This window comes from Lyngbya sp. CCY1209 (assembly GCF_055795065.1).
On sequence record NZ_JAYFER010000700.1, the window covers coordinates 57507 to 71131 of the forward strand.

The 13625-nt window shown below is 57.4% G+C and carries 12 protein-coding genes; 1 reads left to right on the forward strand and 11 read right to left on the reverse strand.

Going from position 1 to position 13625, the window contains the following annotated elements; translation table 11 throughout:
- Positions 1-38 precede the first annotated feature (38 nt).
- Positions 39-1484 (forward strand): protoporphyrinogen oxidase, encoded by a 1446-nt coding sequence (gene hemG, locus AC0QHF_RS29160; protein ID WP_324707791.1) that lies wholly within the window; start codon positions 39-41, stop codon positions 1482-1484.
- Positions 1485-1499: 15 nt separating this feature from the next.
- Here hemG and AC0QHF_RS29165 read toward each other — a convergent pair whose 3' ends face one another.
- From AC0QHF_RS29165 to AC0QHF_RS29215, 11 genes are all read right to left on the reverse strand, one after another.
- Positions 1500-2195 (reverse strand): response regulator transcription factor, encoded by a 696-nt coding sequence (locus tag AC0QHF_RS29165; RefSeq protein ID WP_324707792.1) that lies wholly within the window; start codon positions 2193-2195, stop codon positions 1500-1502.
- Between the two features lie 433 nt (positions 2196-2628).
- Positions 2629-3330 carry a response regulator transcription factor gene (locus AC0QHF_RS29170; protein WP_324707793.1) on the reverse strand — a complete coding sequence of 234 codons (702 nt, stop codon included), beginning with the start codon at positions 3328-3330 and terminating at the stop codon, positions 2629-2631.
- A gap of 471 nt (positions 3331-3801) precedes the next feature.
- On the reverse strand, positions 3802-5685 hold the full coding sequence (locus tag AC0QHF_RS29175) for a tetratricopeptide repeat protein (protein WP_324707794.1): 1884 nt from the start codon (positions 5683-5685) through the stop codon (positions 3802-3804).
- A 759-nt stretch (positions 5686-6444) separates the two neighbouring features.
- A complete protein-coding gene (gene psb34 / locus AC0QHF_RS29180; RefSeq protein WP_324707795.1) occupies positions 6445-6615 on the reverse strand; it encodes a photosystem II assembly protein Psb34 in 171 nt (56 codons plus the stop codon).
- Positions 6616-6767: 152 nt separating this feature from the next.
- Positions 6768-7610 carry a thiazole synthase gene (locus AC0QHF_RS29185; protein ID WP_324707796.1) on the reverse strand — a complete coding sequence of 281 codons (843 nt, stop codon included), beginning with the start codon at positions 7608-7610 and terminating at the stop codon, positions 6768-6770.
- Between the two features lie 444 nt (positions 7611-8054).
- Positions 8055-9314 (reverse strand): methionine adenosyltransferase, encoded by a 1260-nt coding sequence (metK, locus tag AC0QHF_RS29190; protein WP_324707797.1) that lies wholly within the window; start codon positions 9312-9314, stop codon positions 8055-8057.
- 171 nt (positions 9315-9485) lie between these two features.
- Complete coding sequence (locus AC0QHF_RS29195) at positions 9486-10238, reverse strand: HAD family hydrolase (RefSeq protein WP_324707798.1); 753 nt, start codon at positions 10236-10238, stop codon at positions 9486-9488.
- Between the two features lie 289 nt (positions 10239-10527).
- Positions 10528-11631, reverse strand: coding sequence for a 30S ribosomal protein S1 (locus AC0QHF_RS29200; protein ID WP_324707799.1), 1104 nt, complete (start codon positions 11629-11631; stop codon positions 10528-10530).
- 787 nt (positions 11632-12418) lie between these two features.
- The gene (gene nrdR / locus AC0QHF_RS29205) at positions 12419-12982 is read right to left on the reverse strand and encodes a transcriptional regulator NrdR (protein ID WP_324707800.1); all 564 of its coding nucleotides are present in this window, start codon (positions 12980-12982) and stop codon (positions 12419-12421) included.
- A gap of 222 nt (positions 12983-13204) precedes the next feature.
- Positions 13205-13300, reverse strand: coding sequence for a photosystem II reaction center protein T (locus tag AC0QHF_RS29210; protein WP_006619121.1), 96 nt, complete (start codon positions 13298-13300; stop codon positions 13205-13207).
- A 38-nt stretch (positions 13301-13338) separates the two neighbouring features.
- Positions 13339-13554 carry a hypothetical protein gene (locus AC0QHF_RS29215; RefSeq protein WP_324707801.1) on the reverse strand — a complete coding sequence of 72 codons (216 nt, stop codon included), beginning with the start codon at positions 13552-13554 and terminating at the stop codon, positions 13339-13341.
- Positions 13555-13625 lie beyond the last annotated feature (71 nt).

A 13625-nucleotide genomic window follows, 5' to 3' on the forward strand; every position in this document is an offset into this window, starting at 1 on the left:
CTTGCTGTCCAATTCCCAACTTTTCGACCGATTCCTCTATGACAAACGTACTCGATACCCTAATCGTCGGCGCCGGTATTAGCGGCCTGAGTTTGGCCCACGCCCTTCTCCGCAAAACCAACGGCACCTCCCCCCCCGAGGTGATGGTGACAGAAAGTCAAAACCGGGTGGGAGGAAACATCACGACGGGCTCTCAAGGTGAGTTTTTGTGGGAGGAAGGCCCGAACAGTTTCGCCCCCACCCCCGAGTTACTCGAATTGGCGGTCGATGTCGGGTTGAAAGAGGAATTGATTTTGGCCGATCGCCAGTTGCCCCGGTACGTCTACTGGAACCGTCGGTTGCATCCGGTGCCGATGAGTCCGCCCGCCCTGGTGAGTTCCCAACTGCTGAGTCTGACGGGCAAGCTGCGGGCGCTCGTGGGGGTGCTGGGGTTCGTCCCGCCACCGGTGGGGAGCCATTTTTCCCGCCAGGACGGAGAGGAAACCGTCACCCAATTTTTCGATCGCCACCTGGGTTCCGAAGTCCGGCGGCGTCTGGTGCAACCGTTCGTGTCGGGGGTGTACGCCGGCGACCCGGATCGGTTGGCCGCCCGCTCCGCCTTCGCCCGGGTCGTCAAAATGGAAGCCCTGGGGGGCGGCTTGCTGGCCGGGGCGATCTTGTCTCGCGGAAAGCAAAAGCGACCGGCCCCGGACCCCCGCATCCCCAAAACGCGGCCCGGGGAGTTGGGGTCGTTCCGCGGCGGGTTGCAGGTTTTGCCCGAAACCCTGGCGACTCAGTTGGGCGATCGAATTCGGTTGAATTGGACCCTTGATCGCTTCTACCCCAGCGAAAATCAAACTTATATCGCAGAATTTTCCACACCGGAGGGCGATCGTCAGTTGGAGGCGCGGACTCTGGCATTGATGACCCCCGCCCACGTCAGCGCCCGTCTGTTGAAACCGCTACAATCCCAAATGGCCGAAGCCCTGGCGGAAATTCCCTATCCCCCCGTCGCCTGCGTGGTGCTGGCCTATCCCAAATCGGCTTTGAAGGGCGACCTGCGGGGCTTTGGAAACTTGATCCCCCGAAATCAGGGCATCCGGACGCTGGGAACGATCTGGACGTCGAGTTTGTTCCCGGGCCGCGCCCCCGAAGGCTGGCAGGTTCTCAGCAACTACATCGGCGGTGCCACGGACCCGGAAATCGGCGAAATGGACGAAGAGCAAATTGTGGCAGCCGTGCACCGGGACCTGCGCCAGATTTTTCTCGCCGAGGACGTTTCTCCGAAAGTGCTCGCGGTTCATTTGTGGCGGCGGGCGATTCCCCAATACACCCTCGGCCACCAGGATCGCCTGGATCGGATCGAAGCGGGATTGCGATCGCTGCCGGGCCTGTACCTGTGCAGCAATTATATCGACGGGGTGGCCGTGGGAGATTGCGTGCGGCGATCGCGGGAGTGGGGCGATCGCATCCATTCCCAACTCCAAGATGCCGGAAAAACTTGAGAATGATCAATTAATTCACGGGTCCTGATCGCGGCGGTCGAACATATATCCCACGCCCCGGATGGTTTTGATCAGGGCGGGTTTGTCCTTGTCGGGTTCGATCTTTTTGCGGATTTGACCGATGTGGACGTCCACGACCCGCTGTTCGCCGATGTACGATACCTCCCAAACTTCTTTGAGAATTTCTTCCCGACTCCAAACCCGGCCGGGTTTCTTGGCTAGACAGTAGAGCAGGTCAAATTCCAGGGCGCTGAGGGAAACGAGGCGATCGCTGACGTAGACTTCCCGGCGGGCCGGGTTGATGACGAGATCTCCGTAAGTCAAGCTGCGCTGTTCGATATCTCCGACGGAACGCTGGCGCTTCAAGAGCGTCCGCACCCGGGCATCGAGTATTTCCAGTTTGAAGGGTTTGGAAATGAAGTCATCCGCCCCTCCTATGAGTCCCGGAGCTTCCAGGTTGGCTTCGCTGGTGAGCATCAAGACTAAGACGCCAGTCCGACTCTGCATTTCCGGACAGAGCTTGAGACCCGTCGTATCGGGCAAGTTGATATCCAGAACCACCAGATCCGGATTGAATTGCTCGAAGCGTTCCAATGCCGTCTCGCCATCTTTAGCTGACTCAACTTCAAAGTCCTGGTGGGTCAGATAGCGAGAAACTAAATTTAGGATTGCCGGGTCGTCATCAACGACAAGAATCTTTTCAGAGGCCATAACCGTAAGGTTGAGTTGAGGATGGGGCAGGGGCGACTGGCTACTTCTATGTTATGCGAAAATGAAGTTCCAATCTAACAAAAGGGCGATCGAGTTGTATTGTAGGATCGACTCTGATCGACGGGGTAGCCGTCGGAGATAGCCGGCACCGATCGCGGAAGTGGGCCGATCGCATTGATTCCTAACTCCAAGATGCCGGCAAAAATTGAGAATTATCAATTATCAATTATCAATTATCAATTGACTCACCGAGGGGGGTTGCCATCGCTCAGAGGTCTGTACCTGTGCGGCCACTCTATCGACGGGGTGGCTGTCGGAGATGGGGTCTGGCGATCGCGGAAATAGACCCATCCCATCCATTCCCAACTCCAAGATGCCGGCACAAATTGAGAATTACCAATTATCAATTATCAATTGTCAATTATCAATTAATTCACCGATCTGGGGCGCGGCGGTCGAACATATATCCCACGCCCCGGATGGTTTTGATCAGGGTGGGTTTGTCCGTGTCGGGTTCGATCTTTTTGCGGATCTGGCCGATATGGACATCAACGACCCGCTGTTCGCCTTCGTAGTCGTAATCCCACACTTCTTGCAGCAGTTCAGACCGACGCCAGGCCCGGCCGGGTTTTCTCGCCAGACAGTAGAGCAGGTCAAATTCCAGGGCGCTGAGGGAGACGAGGCGATCGCTGACGTAGACTTCCCGCCGGGCCGGGTCGATGACGATATCTCCGTAGGTCAAGCTGCGCTGTTCGTTATCTTCGACGGAACGCTGGCGCTTCAAAATCGCCCGCACCCGGGCACCGAGTTCGGCTAGACCGAAGGGTTTGGTGATGTAGTCATCCGCCCCTTTATCAAACCCCTTAATTTTATCCTCCTCTCCCGTCAGGCTGGTGAGCAGCAAGACAAAGACGTGAGTCCGACTCTGCATTTCTTGGCAAAGGTGAAAACCCGTCGTGTCGGGCAAGTTGACATCGAGCACCACGAGGTCCGGATTGAACTGCTCGAAGCGCTCCAACGCCGTCTCGCCATCTTTAGCCGACTCGACTTCATAGTTCTGCTGGGTCAGATAGCGAGAAATTAAATTTCGGATTGCCGGGTCGTCATCAACCACAAGAATTTTTTCAGAGGCCATAACCACAAGGTTTAGCTGAGGATGGGGCAAGGGTGACTAGCCACTTCTATGTTAATGCGAAATTGACATCCTCACCGCCGTAAACGGACGGTGATTCCCAAACCTCGCAATCTGGGTTTGGAGCTTCGTCCACGTCTGCGTACACCACCAACACAAGTCAGTTATGTCCCCGTCTTACGTCATGTCCACAGACTTTCGACTCCTTGCAGAGTCCCGAGCCCGCAAGTCCTGCGGTACGGAGCCTTAAAAGACTTTGTACTCGGTGCTCTAAGTTTGACCGTACAAGCATTTCTGTACGGAACCCCCTAACCCGAGTTTTCTATGTGCAAGTATCGAAGGCTTGGTTTTCGCCTTCGGTACGCCTCATTCTACCAGAAAAATGTCAAGCCATCCTCCAAGGACGGGGTTTCAGACCCAAGGAGAAAAAGATGAAGTTCCAATCTCACAAAAGGGCAATTGAGTTGTATTGTATTACAGAGCGCGCCAGATTTCCGGGAGCAGGTAGCCGGGGATTCTCGAAAGGGCTCGGTTTTGGCCTTGCCAACCCGACGCCTCGTAGAAAGCCCGCAGGGTTCGGATCAGATGGTCGAAGGCGACCCGATGGCGTTCGGAGTCCGGACGGTGCGTTATTTCCGGGGGTTCGGGATTGCCACTTCCCGGGGGAGAGGGTTCGAGCCAACCCGCGATCGCGTGATGGTGGAGCGCCCTGTCGAGATGGGAAACCCGGTCGGCTTGCGTCAGGGGGTTCGCCCGGTCGGTCGCCAGACGGTAGTGAGCTAGTCCTAAGTTATTGTGAGTCGCGAGGGCATCGAAGGTCAACTCGGCTGGGCTGAGTTGGCGGGCCAGGGTCAGTGCGGTTTCATAAGCAGCGATCGCCTCCTGTAGGAATTTCATGCGGTCTTCGGGTCGGTCGAGGGAGAGGGCCAGATGCCAGCAGGCCGTGCCGAGATTGTTTTGGGTGGCCGCGCAGGCGAGGGGAGCCGTGGCGGGCGTCCGATAGGTTAACGCCCGTCGGTAGCTGCGAATCGCCCGTCGGAGCAACGGTTTGGAGGGGCGATGCTGGGCCAAGTTCCAGTAGGCGGTCCCCAAATTGGCGTGAATCATGGCATGGCGCACCGGCTCCCGATCCGGGCTCTCGCCCAGCAATGCTTCGGTATAAGCAGCGATCGCCGCCTTGAGATGGGTGACGGGCCGAACGTATTGGGCCAAATTCCAGTGAGCCGTTCCCAAATTATTTTGGATGGCAATTGAGTCCATTTCATTCAATCGATCGGCCGCTCCTCCCTCGGGAGAGGAACGGAGGACGCGGATGGCTTCCTCGTAGGCGATGACGGACTGTTGAAGGTTCTCGACGGGTTCTCGGATCGTGGCTAAATCGGTGTGAGCTGCACCCAGGTTCGACTGTAGTTTAACATAGATGGCAGGACTTGTCTCGGGTTCGATCTTCGCCAGCGCTTTTTGATAGCAAATGATGCTTTGCTGTAAATGAGAAATCGCGTCGGGGGCGGCGTTTCGGGATTTGAAGAGTTGTTGAAATCGCATCCGGTGAAAGGTGCCGACATCGTTCCAAAGGGCGACGCGATCGCACCCCCCGGCGTCGGGGTCGTCTACGTCAGCGCTCGCCCCGGTTTCCAAGGCGGCGAGGACCCGTTCGTAAGCCCGGATTCCCCCTTCCAGGTCGGCGGCGGAGGCGGTGCCGGCACAGATGCGATCGCGGTACCGGCGACCGCGTTCGATGCACTGTTTGAGATCGGTTTCGGGCGGGGGAGACGGTGGTTGGGGCAGCCCGTGCGGCGGATCTTTGTCCGGCTTCGGCAGCGCGTTTCGGGGGGGGGTGGGGTCGCCGACGAACTCGAACAGGCCGGCCCGCCACCGCCAAAATTCCGGCGCCGACTGTCGGATGCAGCCCAGCCAGGGGGAGGGGAGCCACAGCAGGAGGCTGCAGTCGAATTCGACGAGTTGGCTGGGCACGGTTCCCAGGCGGTCGAGGAAAGACCGCTGGATGGCGGGTGGCTGGCGGGTCAGCCGTTCGACCCCCACAATCTGGAATCCCACGGGCGGCGTTTCCCGGCCGGCCCCGCATCCGGTTTTCCAGCGGCGGATTTGGGCGTTCGGGTCGGGGTGGCTCGGGTCTAAATCGAGCGTCACCCAGTTCGGGGGAACCCGGAGTTCAGCCGGGGGCAGATCTCCGCCGGGGAAGAGGCCGTCGGCGATCGCCCGGCGCAGGTCGGAGTCGTCGCAGACCGCAATCCAAATTTTCTGTCGCAAACCGAGCGTCAAAGCCCGCTTCAAGCTGGCATAACGCCGAGAATTGGTGTCCGAAATTCCCGAAAAAGCGGTGTCGGTCGCGGTCATATCAAGTCCGTTTGAATACTTACACAATCGTTCGAGAAAAGGCCATAGGCAAGAGGCAATCGGCAAAAGTTTGAAGCCGCTTCAGAAGAGGGCAGGGAAACCCAGGAATCATAACTGTTTGAGCGGACATGATATCGCAGGTATCGCGCTCGCGTGTTTACAGTTCCGGAAAAAGGTAAAAACCTCGAAACCCTTATTCCAAGGGGATTTTCCACCGAGCACCGAGCACCGAGCACCGAGCACACCCTCTTCTAGCAGCGCTATATCATTCGATAGAGGGTGGATAAAGGTAATGCTGGGCGTTTCGAGCTTCAACACTCTCTACTTCGAGCCGGGACGCTGTTTTCAGGATGGTGAATTGGGTTGACTACTCCCCGCGAAGGAAACTCTCTAAAGAACGGGAAAAGTCGATGACGGCGATGATAGAAGACTGGATTGATAGGCTGCCGACACCAAAAGAAGATGGCGACTCAAGCCGCCGAGTCGCTTTTGGGCACAGTGCTAAAGCCGCGGGGCTACTAAGCTCCCGAGCTTTTCTGTGTGGGGATTTTAGATTTTAGATTTTAGATTTTAGATTTTAGATTTTAGATTTTCTCATCTTTTCTCGGCGGGCGACTCTTGTGCTTTTTCGGGCTTTTGGGGAGGTGAAAGCCATGCAAAACTCCCGCCACTCGCTGTCTAGTTACCGATGTACCGAACGTTGAGAAACGGGAGGGGGACGAACTGATTTTGGCGGTGCCTGCTGTTCCGAGATGGAATTTAAGAAACCCCGATCGCGACGGCGAACAGACCGACGACCAAGACGACGGCGCCGACTCCCAGAATGATGTAGTTGCGAATTTGATTTTTCGTCGGAGGCTCGGCCGTGTAAACTTTCGGTTCCACCGCAAAGTTATTTAAGCGTCCGCCCTCTTCAGTTGTATATGGCATTCGTATATGATCCCGATTTTCTTTTCGTCATCAATCTTAACAAAAATTGGCAGCCGTTTGAAAGATTTAATGAAATTTTCGGCCGATTTCCGGCGGGGGAGGGAAAAATCGAACTCGAAACTGCTGTACCTGCCCCCATTGCGAGATCGATCTCAATTCGATCCGGTCGGGGACCCGACCGTACCGGTGAGGGGGGAGGAGGCGAGCGCGTAAGTTTTGACGGGGATGCGTCCCGCCAGGTGAGCCAGACGTCCGGCCTCTGCGGCCAGTCCCATCGCCCGGGCCATCAGTGGGGGGTGCTTGGCCAGGGCGATCGCCGAGTTGATCAACAGGGCATCGGCCCCCATTTCCATCGCGGCCGCGGCTTCGCTGGGGGTGCCGATCCCGGCATCCACCACCACCGGAACTTGGGCGTTGTCGATGATGATCTCGATGTTGGCCTCATTTTTGATCCCCTGACCGGAGCCGATGGGGGACCCGAGGGGCATCACCGTGACGCAGCCGAGCTCCTCCAGACGTTTGGCCAGGAGCGGGTCGGCGTTGATGTAGGGCAGGACGGCAAATCCTTCTTTGACCAGTTGTTCCGCCGCCTCCAGGGTGCCGACGGGGTCGGGCAGCAAATATTTCGGGTCGGGAATCACCTCGAGTTTGACGAAATTATTGTCCTCCTGGCCCAACAACTTCGCCATTTCCCGGCCCAGTCGGGCGACGCGGACGGCTTCCTCGGCGGTCTGGCACCCGGCGGTATTGGGGAGCATCCAGATGCGATTCCAGTCGATCGCCTCGGCGAGTCCTTCGTGTCCGGGGGCTTGGGTCTGCACCCGCCGGACGGCCACGGTGACGATCTCGCAGCCGCTGGCCTCGATACTCCGCCGCATTTCCTCCAAGCTGCGATATTTGCCGGTTCCCGTCATCAGGCGCGATTTGAACGGACGGCCCGCGATCGTCAGCGGGGAATCTACGGGATTGGATGCCGGTTTGTCAACAGTCTGCATACCATCGTTCCTTTAACTTCACTTCCATTGCACCGCCGGAACGGTAGCGATCGCCATCGGGTTGACGATTTCTCGGGTCGAAATGATGATTTCAAGCCGATGGCTGCCCTGCCCAAATGTGGGGACACCGATCGAGTTGAAAACCCAATTCTAGCTTACCATTCCCATTCCCCGGCGCGCCGCACCGGACGAGAAAAACGATCTCCAATTCGGAAGTCTTTTTCGACGGGTGCAATTTCCATTTCGGAATCCCTTCGGGATTAATAGAAGGTGATGAATCGTCTTTTCGAGACAATTGAAAATCAACAATGAATGGGGGGTTCAACTCGGGAGATGGCGGTCGGGGCGAGAACGGGTTCTCGCCCCGACTTTTCTTTCCGACTCCCGGCTCAACCTCCGACGGCGGAGATTGACTCCGGGGTGTGGCGATGGCGCGATCGCCCCCTATCCGACCGTTGACAGGGGTTGCAGCAGGGCTTGTTTGAGCAATTCCACCTTGTCGGTTTTTTCCCAGGGCAGGTCGAGGTCGGGACGTCCCATGTGGCCGTAGGCCGCGACATCCTGGAAGAAGCGTCCGCCCCGCAAGCCGGGAAGCTTCCGCAGGTCGAAATCTTGGATCATGCCGGCCGGCCGCAGTTCAAAGTTGTCCCGGACGACTTGCAGCAGTTTGTCTTCGTCCACCTTGGCGGTGCCGAAGGTTTCGATGAACAGGCTCACCGGGCGGGCCACCCCAATGGCGTAGCTGACCTGAACCTCGCACTTTTCGGCCAACCCGGCCGCGACGATGTTCTTGGCGATGTAGCGGCAGGCGTAGGCGGCGGTGCGGTCTACTTTGGTGGGATCTTTGCCGGAGAACGCGCCGCCCCCGTGGCGGGAATAGCCGCCGTAGGTGTCGATGATGATTTTGCGGCCTGTCAAGCCGGAGTCACCCTGGGGTCCGCCCACCACGAATTTGCCCGTGGGGTTGACCAACATCCGGGTCTGATCGTCCGGTTTGATGTCGATGCCTTCAAAGGCGGGTCCCACCACCTTAGCCAGCAGGTCTTCTTTAATGCGGTCTTGGACGGCTTTCGGGTCGGCGATGTCGCCGATGGCGGCCTGGTGCTGGGTCGAGATCAAAATGGTGTCGATGCGGACGGGGCGATCGTCTTCGTAGGCGATGGTAACTTGGGTTTTGCCGTCCGGGCGCAGGTAGGGCAGGGTGCCGTCTTTCCGCACGGCCGTCAGTTGGCGGGAAATGCGGTGGGCCAAACTGATGGGCAGCGGCATCAATTCGGGGGTTTCGTCGCAGGCGAAGCCGAACATCAAGCCCTGATCTCCGGCTCCCACGGAGTCGAGGACTGCCTCGCTGAGTTTTTCGCGGCTTTCCTGGGCCGCATCGACGCCCTGGGCGATATCCGGGGACTGTTCGTCGAGGGCGACCAGGACGGAACAGCTATCGGCGGAAAAGCCGTTTTCGGCGTGGACGTAGCCAATTTCGGCGATTTTTTGGCGGGCCAGGTCGATGTAGTTGACCTGGGCTTTGCTGGTAATTTCGCCGGTGATCAGAACCAGACCCGTGTTGACGACCACTTCCGCGGCCACGCGGCTTTCCGGATCTTGGGCGAGGAGGGCATCTAGGATGGCATCAGAAATTTGATCGCAGATTTTATCGGGATGACCTTCCGTGACGGATTCGGATGTGAAGAGATACTGGCGAGACAATGCTTTCCTCCTGTTCAATTTTCGATTTCAATACCTGAATTCAAGTCGAGCCTTGAATTCAGTCTAATATAGCAAATTTTTCCTCCGAATTCGCCCGGTCTCAACGAAGGATCGACGGGGGCGGAACCGGTCATTTGTTCGGCCAGCCGCCAGTTTTGGGGGAAGGGAGCCTCAGTTGAGTTGACGTTCATTGACGATTTGAATGGCGTCGATCTGGGAAATCACGACATCTGCCGCATGCAAGTGATCTGCCGATTGTCGTCGCCAACAAATGCCGATGCAGCCTGCGGCTCCGGCATTTTTTGCCATCTCAATATCTGCGGCCGAGTCTCCGACCATCAACGTCGCGGACGCTTCGACGCCGAGGGTTTGACAGGCTTGAAGAAATAGAACCGGATCGGGTTTACTCAAATGGCTGTGTGCACCTTGCACGAACCCGAAATAGTTATCCAACTGGTGGTGACTGACGAATGCCCGCACCTGTTCGGTCGAGGCGGACGAAAGAATCCCGAGTTTTAGACGGGCTTCCGAAAGGGATTTTAACACTTCCAAGCTGCCGACAAACAGGGGGGAGGGGGATCGATTTTTGAACGGCTCGTCGGCTTCCTCGAAGGCTCGGCGGGCAATTTCGCGGGATTCGATCCACCCCCGTCCGGTTTCGGCGATGTAGGCGGCCGCAGCGATTTCGTTTTCCTGGCGGGTGCCCACCGCCATCAACCCCGTCGGGTCGAGGGTGTCGCCCCCGATCCCGAAAGCCATGAGCAGGGGGTCGCCGATGCCGGGAATTTGGGCATCGATGCGGCGCGATCGCACCTGGCCGAGTTGTCTCAAGACATCTTCGGAGTCTTCCAGGGTGCCGTCTTTGTCAAAGATGATGGCTCGGATGTCCTCGAAAATCCGATCTTGAATTTGAATGCTGGGCAAAGCAAGGATCCCTCAGTTCTGAAATTTCACCCATTTCGGTTGACGCACACCTGCCACTTAATTCTGCCGGCCGTTTCCGAGATCGGGACAAATGCCGGCTGGGAAAAGGGGTCGGGGTCAACTCGAGTCGAGATGCCGGGGGGTTCCGGAGCGGACTCGGAAAGCCCGGTTCAACCCGCGATCGCGGGGACACCTCGGGGCTCTGTTCAACTGATCTTCTCATCAAACTTGAAAAAAAAAGAGGGGTGTCCCTCTTTTTTTTGGCTCGATACTCCGACGGCGGTCGGGATTATTCGGTCGCCACCGTAACTTCTTCTTCCGAATCGCTCTGAGCGTCCGCTTCAGGTTCCGCGTCGGTTTCCCCCGCGACCGCCGTTTCTTCGACGGGTTGCTCATCTACAGTTTCGACTTCCGCTTCGGTCTCAGAAGATTGGGGTTCCGGTTCCACTTCCGGCTCCATTTCCGGCTCGGTTTCGACGACCGAGGTTCCCTGTTGTTCGGCCATCATTTTTTCCCGGAACTTCGCGGCCATCTCTTCGGCTTTCTCGTACACCAGATCGGGGTTCTTCACCATCGCGCCCGGTTCGGGTTCCAATTGCTTGGTGGACAGCGAGATCCGACCGCGATCGGCGTCGAGGTCGATGATCATGACTTTAACTTCGTCGTTGACATTGAAGACGCTGTGGGGCGTGTCAATGTGATCGTGGGAAATTTCCGAGATGTGAAGCAAACCGCTGACGCCGCCGATGTCGATGAAGGCACCGTAGGGCTTGATACCGCGGACCGTACCCATGACGACTTCGCCGACTTCGAGGCGGTTCATCTTCCGTTCCACCAGGGCGCGGCGGTGGCTGAGGACCAGGCGGTTTCGATCTTCGTCCACTTCCAAAAATTTGAGTGGCAGTTCTTCCGAAACCAATTCTTCCTTCGGTTTCCGGGTGCTGATGTGGGAACCCGGGATAAAACCGCGCAATCCTTCGATTCTCACGAGAGCCCCACCCCGGTTGGTCGCGAAAACTTGGGAACGAACCGTCGCGTCCTCGGCTTGGAGTTGGCGAACCCGCTCCCAGGCCCTCATGTATTCGATGCGACGAATTGACAAGGTGAGCTGTCCATCCTCATTCTCGTCGGTGAGGATAAAAAACTCCCGGGTCTCATTGGACTGCAATACCTCGTCCGGGCTTTCCACCCGGTTGATGGACATTTCCTGTAGCGGAATGTAGGCTGCGGTCTTGGCACCAATATCAATCAGAGCGCCCCGGGGTTCCAGGCTGAAAACCGTCCCTGGAACGACATCCCCGGGACTGAAGTGATAATCATACTGATCCAGCAGGGCGGCAAAATCTTCGTGGGTAAAGCCCACATCTCTACTTGTGACTGTCTGATTGATCATGCGAGTTTTTCCTAGAGTTTCTCCCCTTAATTGTGTTTTACAGTTGACAGAGGGCAGCCGGTTGCGGCATCCGCGACGGACGCGCTTGGCACTCGGGTCCGACCGGTCGGAATCCCGAAATCGGGGCATTTCACCCCAACTGTCGGCATCTGGGTGTCGGATCGGATCGCTCCCGCCCGGGGGCGAGAATGATTTCTCATCCGGACAGAGTACCGCCAATTGGGTGCGACTCCCGATCGCCATCCGGGTCAGTCAGTGTTGTCTTCCCCAGGTCGATGGCAAATCTGTCATCCGGCTTTTTAAGCGTACCACTCTCGAGAGTTCGTACTGCAGGTTTGTTAGCTTGTTACCCCGGATAGCTCCCCAAGGGTGGGAGAAGCTCGGGCGAAGCTAACACCGTTTTTCATTTTGACACGATCCCCGCGCACTTGTTCGGATTCGCGGGGGTACGGTTTCGGGTCGCCTTGAGAATTTCTTGCTTCTGAGCCGCGTGACCAGATGCGCGTTCGAGAAAACGTGAATTCCAGTCAGTTCGGCGACCCAGGCATTTTTGATTTAACGTCTGCCCCGGATTTGAGGGCAAACCGGCGATCCATAGAATTCAGGCCGATCGACTCGATCTAAAAACAAGACGCAACCCCCAATGGCTGAGTGCGACGGGGGTTTTGATGTTAGCCGATTTTCTAGTATGGAGTTAAATGTTTATTAGTTTAACTCATAGCAGATACATTATGCCATACTTTAGCACATTGTGGGCGTGCGATCGCGAAAAGGTCGGGTTGTCGCTTCAGTTGGAAGAACTCAGGAGGGGTTCGGATGGGGCGGGCGGAATGTCCGAGGTGTCGGGTTGACGGGGGTGGCGATCGCCGGAGGTCGGTTCGTGGCGTCGATCTTCGGTGTCCGACGAGTTGAGGTCGGCGAGGGTTTCGACAAAATCGCGGATGCCCTGAAATTGTCGGTAGACGGAGGCGAAGCGGATGTAGGCGACTTCGCTGATGGTTTTGAGCCGTTCGAGGACGAGTTCGCCGATTTCTCGGCTGGGAATTTCCCGGAGCGATCGCTGTTGCAGTTCGGCTTCGATGTCTTCGATGGTGCTTTCCAGGTCGGCGGCTGCGATCCCGGTCTTTTCACAGGCCCGCACCAGACCCCGCAACAATTTGGAGCGATCGAAGGATTCCCGCCGTCCGTCCCGCTTGATCACGGTGACGGGGACGAATTCGATGCGTTCGTAGGTGGTAAATCGATGTTTGCACTTGAGGCATTCCCGACGGCGCCGGATACTTTTGCCCGACTCCGCCGAGCGCGATTCGAGTACGCGGCTGCTGGTGTGCTGGCAGACTGGACATTGCATGATAGACGTCCTTTGATCTGAGGTTTCGCCGTTCGTGAAGGTCGAAGGCCGTTCCCGATCCAATGGGGCGATGAGAACTCCATCCTCGGAGGGAAGACGGTCGGGGTGCGTGCCGTCGAGAATCGGGGGGTGCACTGGCGTCCGCTCCCGTTTCCCGGTTTTGCATTCACCTGCAGTCCCCATCACCCAATTGGATGCGAAAAATGAAGCTGTTCGGGCGAGTTATTTGCCGATGCGGGGGGGTTCCCGGAAGGCGATGGCAAAAAACAGGACGCCGAGAGCCAGCGTTAAAACTAAGATGTACGCAACACTTTCCATGTCAGAGTTTCCTAAGATCCCGGTTCACTACCAGTTTATCAGTCTTGATACCGCACCCGTACAACCGGGGACAATTCCGATGAAATTCGGGAAGGAACGGTTCGCTCCCGCCGTCCGCCGGGGGTTCGGGGTCGATACCAAAGGGTTCGGATCGAGTCCGAAGGTTGGGCATTTCCCACCACGGGGGAAGGAGGACAGCGGGGGTCGAGGGGGCGATCGCAAACCGTCTCGGCTGCTCCCGCTTTCCCTCTCACGTAAAACTCCTGGGAGGGTTGGAAGCTCCGTGATTGATCGCGGAGAGGAAAACCGACTCAAGCGGCTTTAG

Excerpts from the sequence above, each read along its gene's own strand:
- hemG (WP_324707791.1), top strand. The coding sequence starts at position 39 with ATGACAAACGTACTCGATACCCTAATCGTCGGCGCCGGTATTAGCGGC.
- AC0QHF_RS29165 (WP_324707792.1), bottom strand. The coding sequence starts at position 2,195 with ATGGCCTCTGAAAAGATTCTTGTCGTTGATGACGACCCGGCAATCCTA.
- AC0QHF_RS29170 (WP_324707793.1), bottom strand. The coding sequence starts at position 3,330 with ATGGCCTCTGAAAAAATTCTTGTGGTTGATGACGACCCGGCAATCCGA.
- AC0QHF_RS29175 (WP_324707794.1), bottom strand. The coding sequence starts at position 5,685 with ATGACCGCGACCGACACCGCTTTTTCGGGAATTTCGGACACCAATTCT.
- psb34 (WP_324707795.1), bottom strand. The coding sequence starts at position 6,615 with ATGCCATATACAACTGAAGAGGGCGGACGCTTAAATAACTTTGCGGTG.
- AC0QHF_RS29185 (WP_324707796.1), bottom strand. The coding sequence starts at position 7,610 with ATGCAGACTGTTGACAAACCGGCATCCAATCCCGTAGATTCCCCGCTG.
- AC0QHF_RS29200 (WP_324707799.1), bottom strand. The coding sequence starts at position 11,631 with ATGATCAATCAGACAGTCACAAGTAGAGATGTGGGCTTTACCCACGAA.
- nrdR (WP_324707800.1), bottom strand. The coding sequence starts at position 12,982 with ATGCAATGTCCAGTCTGCCAGCACACCAGCAGCCGCGTACTCGAATCG.
- AC0QHF_RS29210 (WP_006619121.1), bottom strand. The coding sequence starts at position 13,300 with ATGGAAAGTGTTGCGTACATCTTAGTTTTAACGCTGGCTCTCGGCGTC.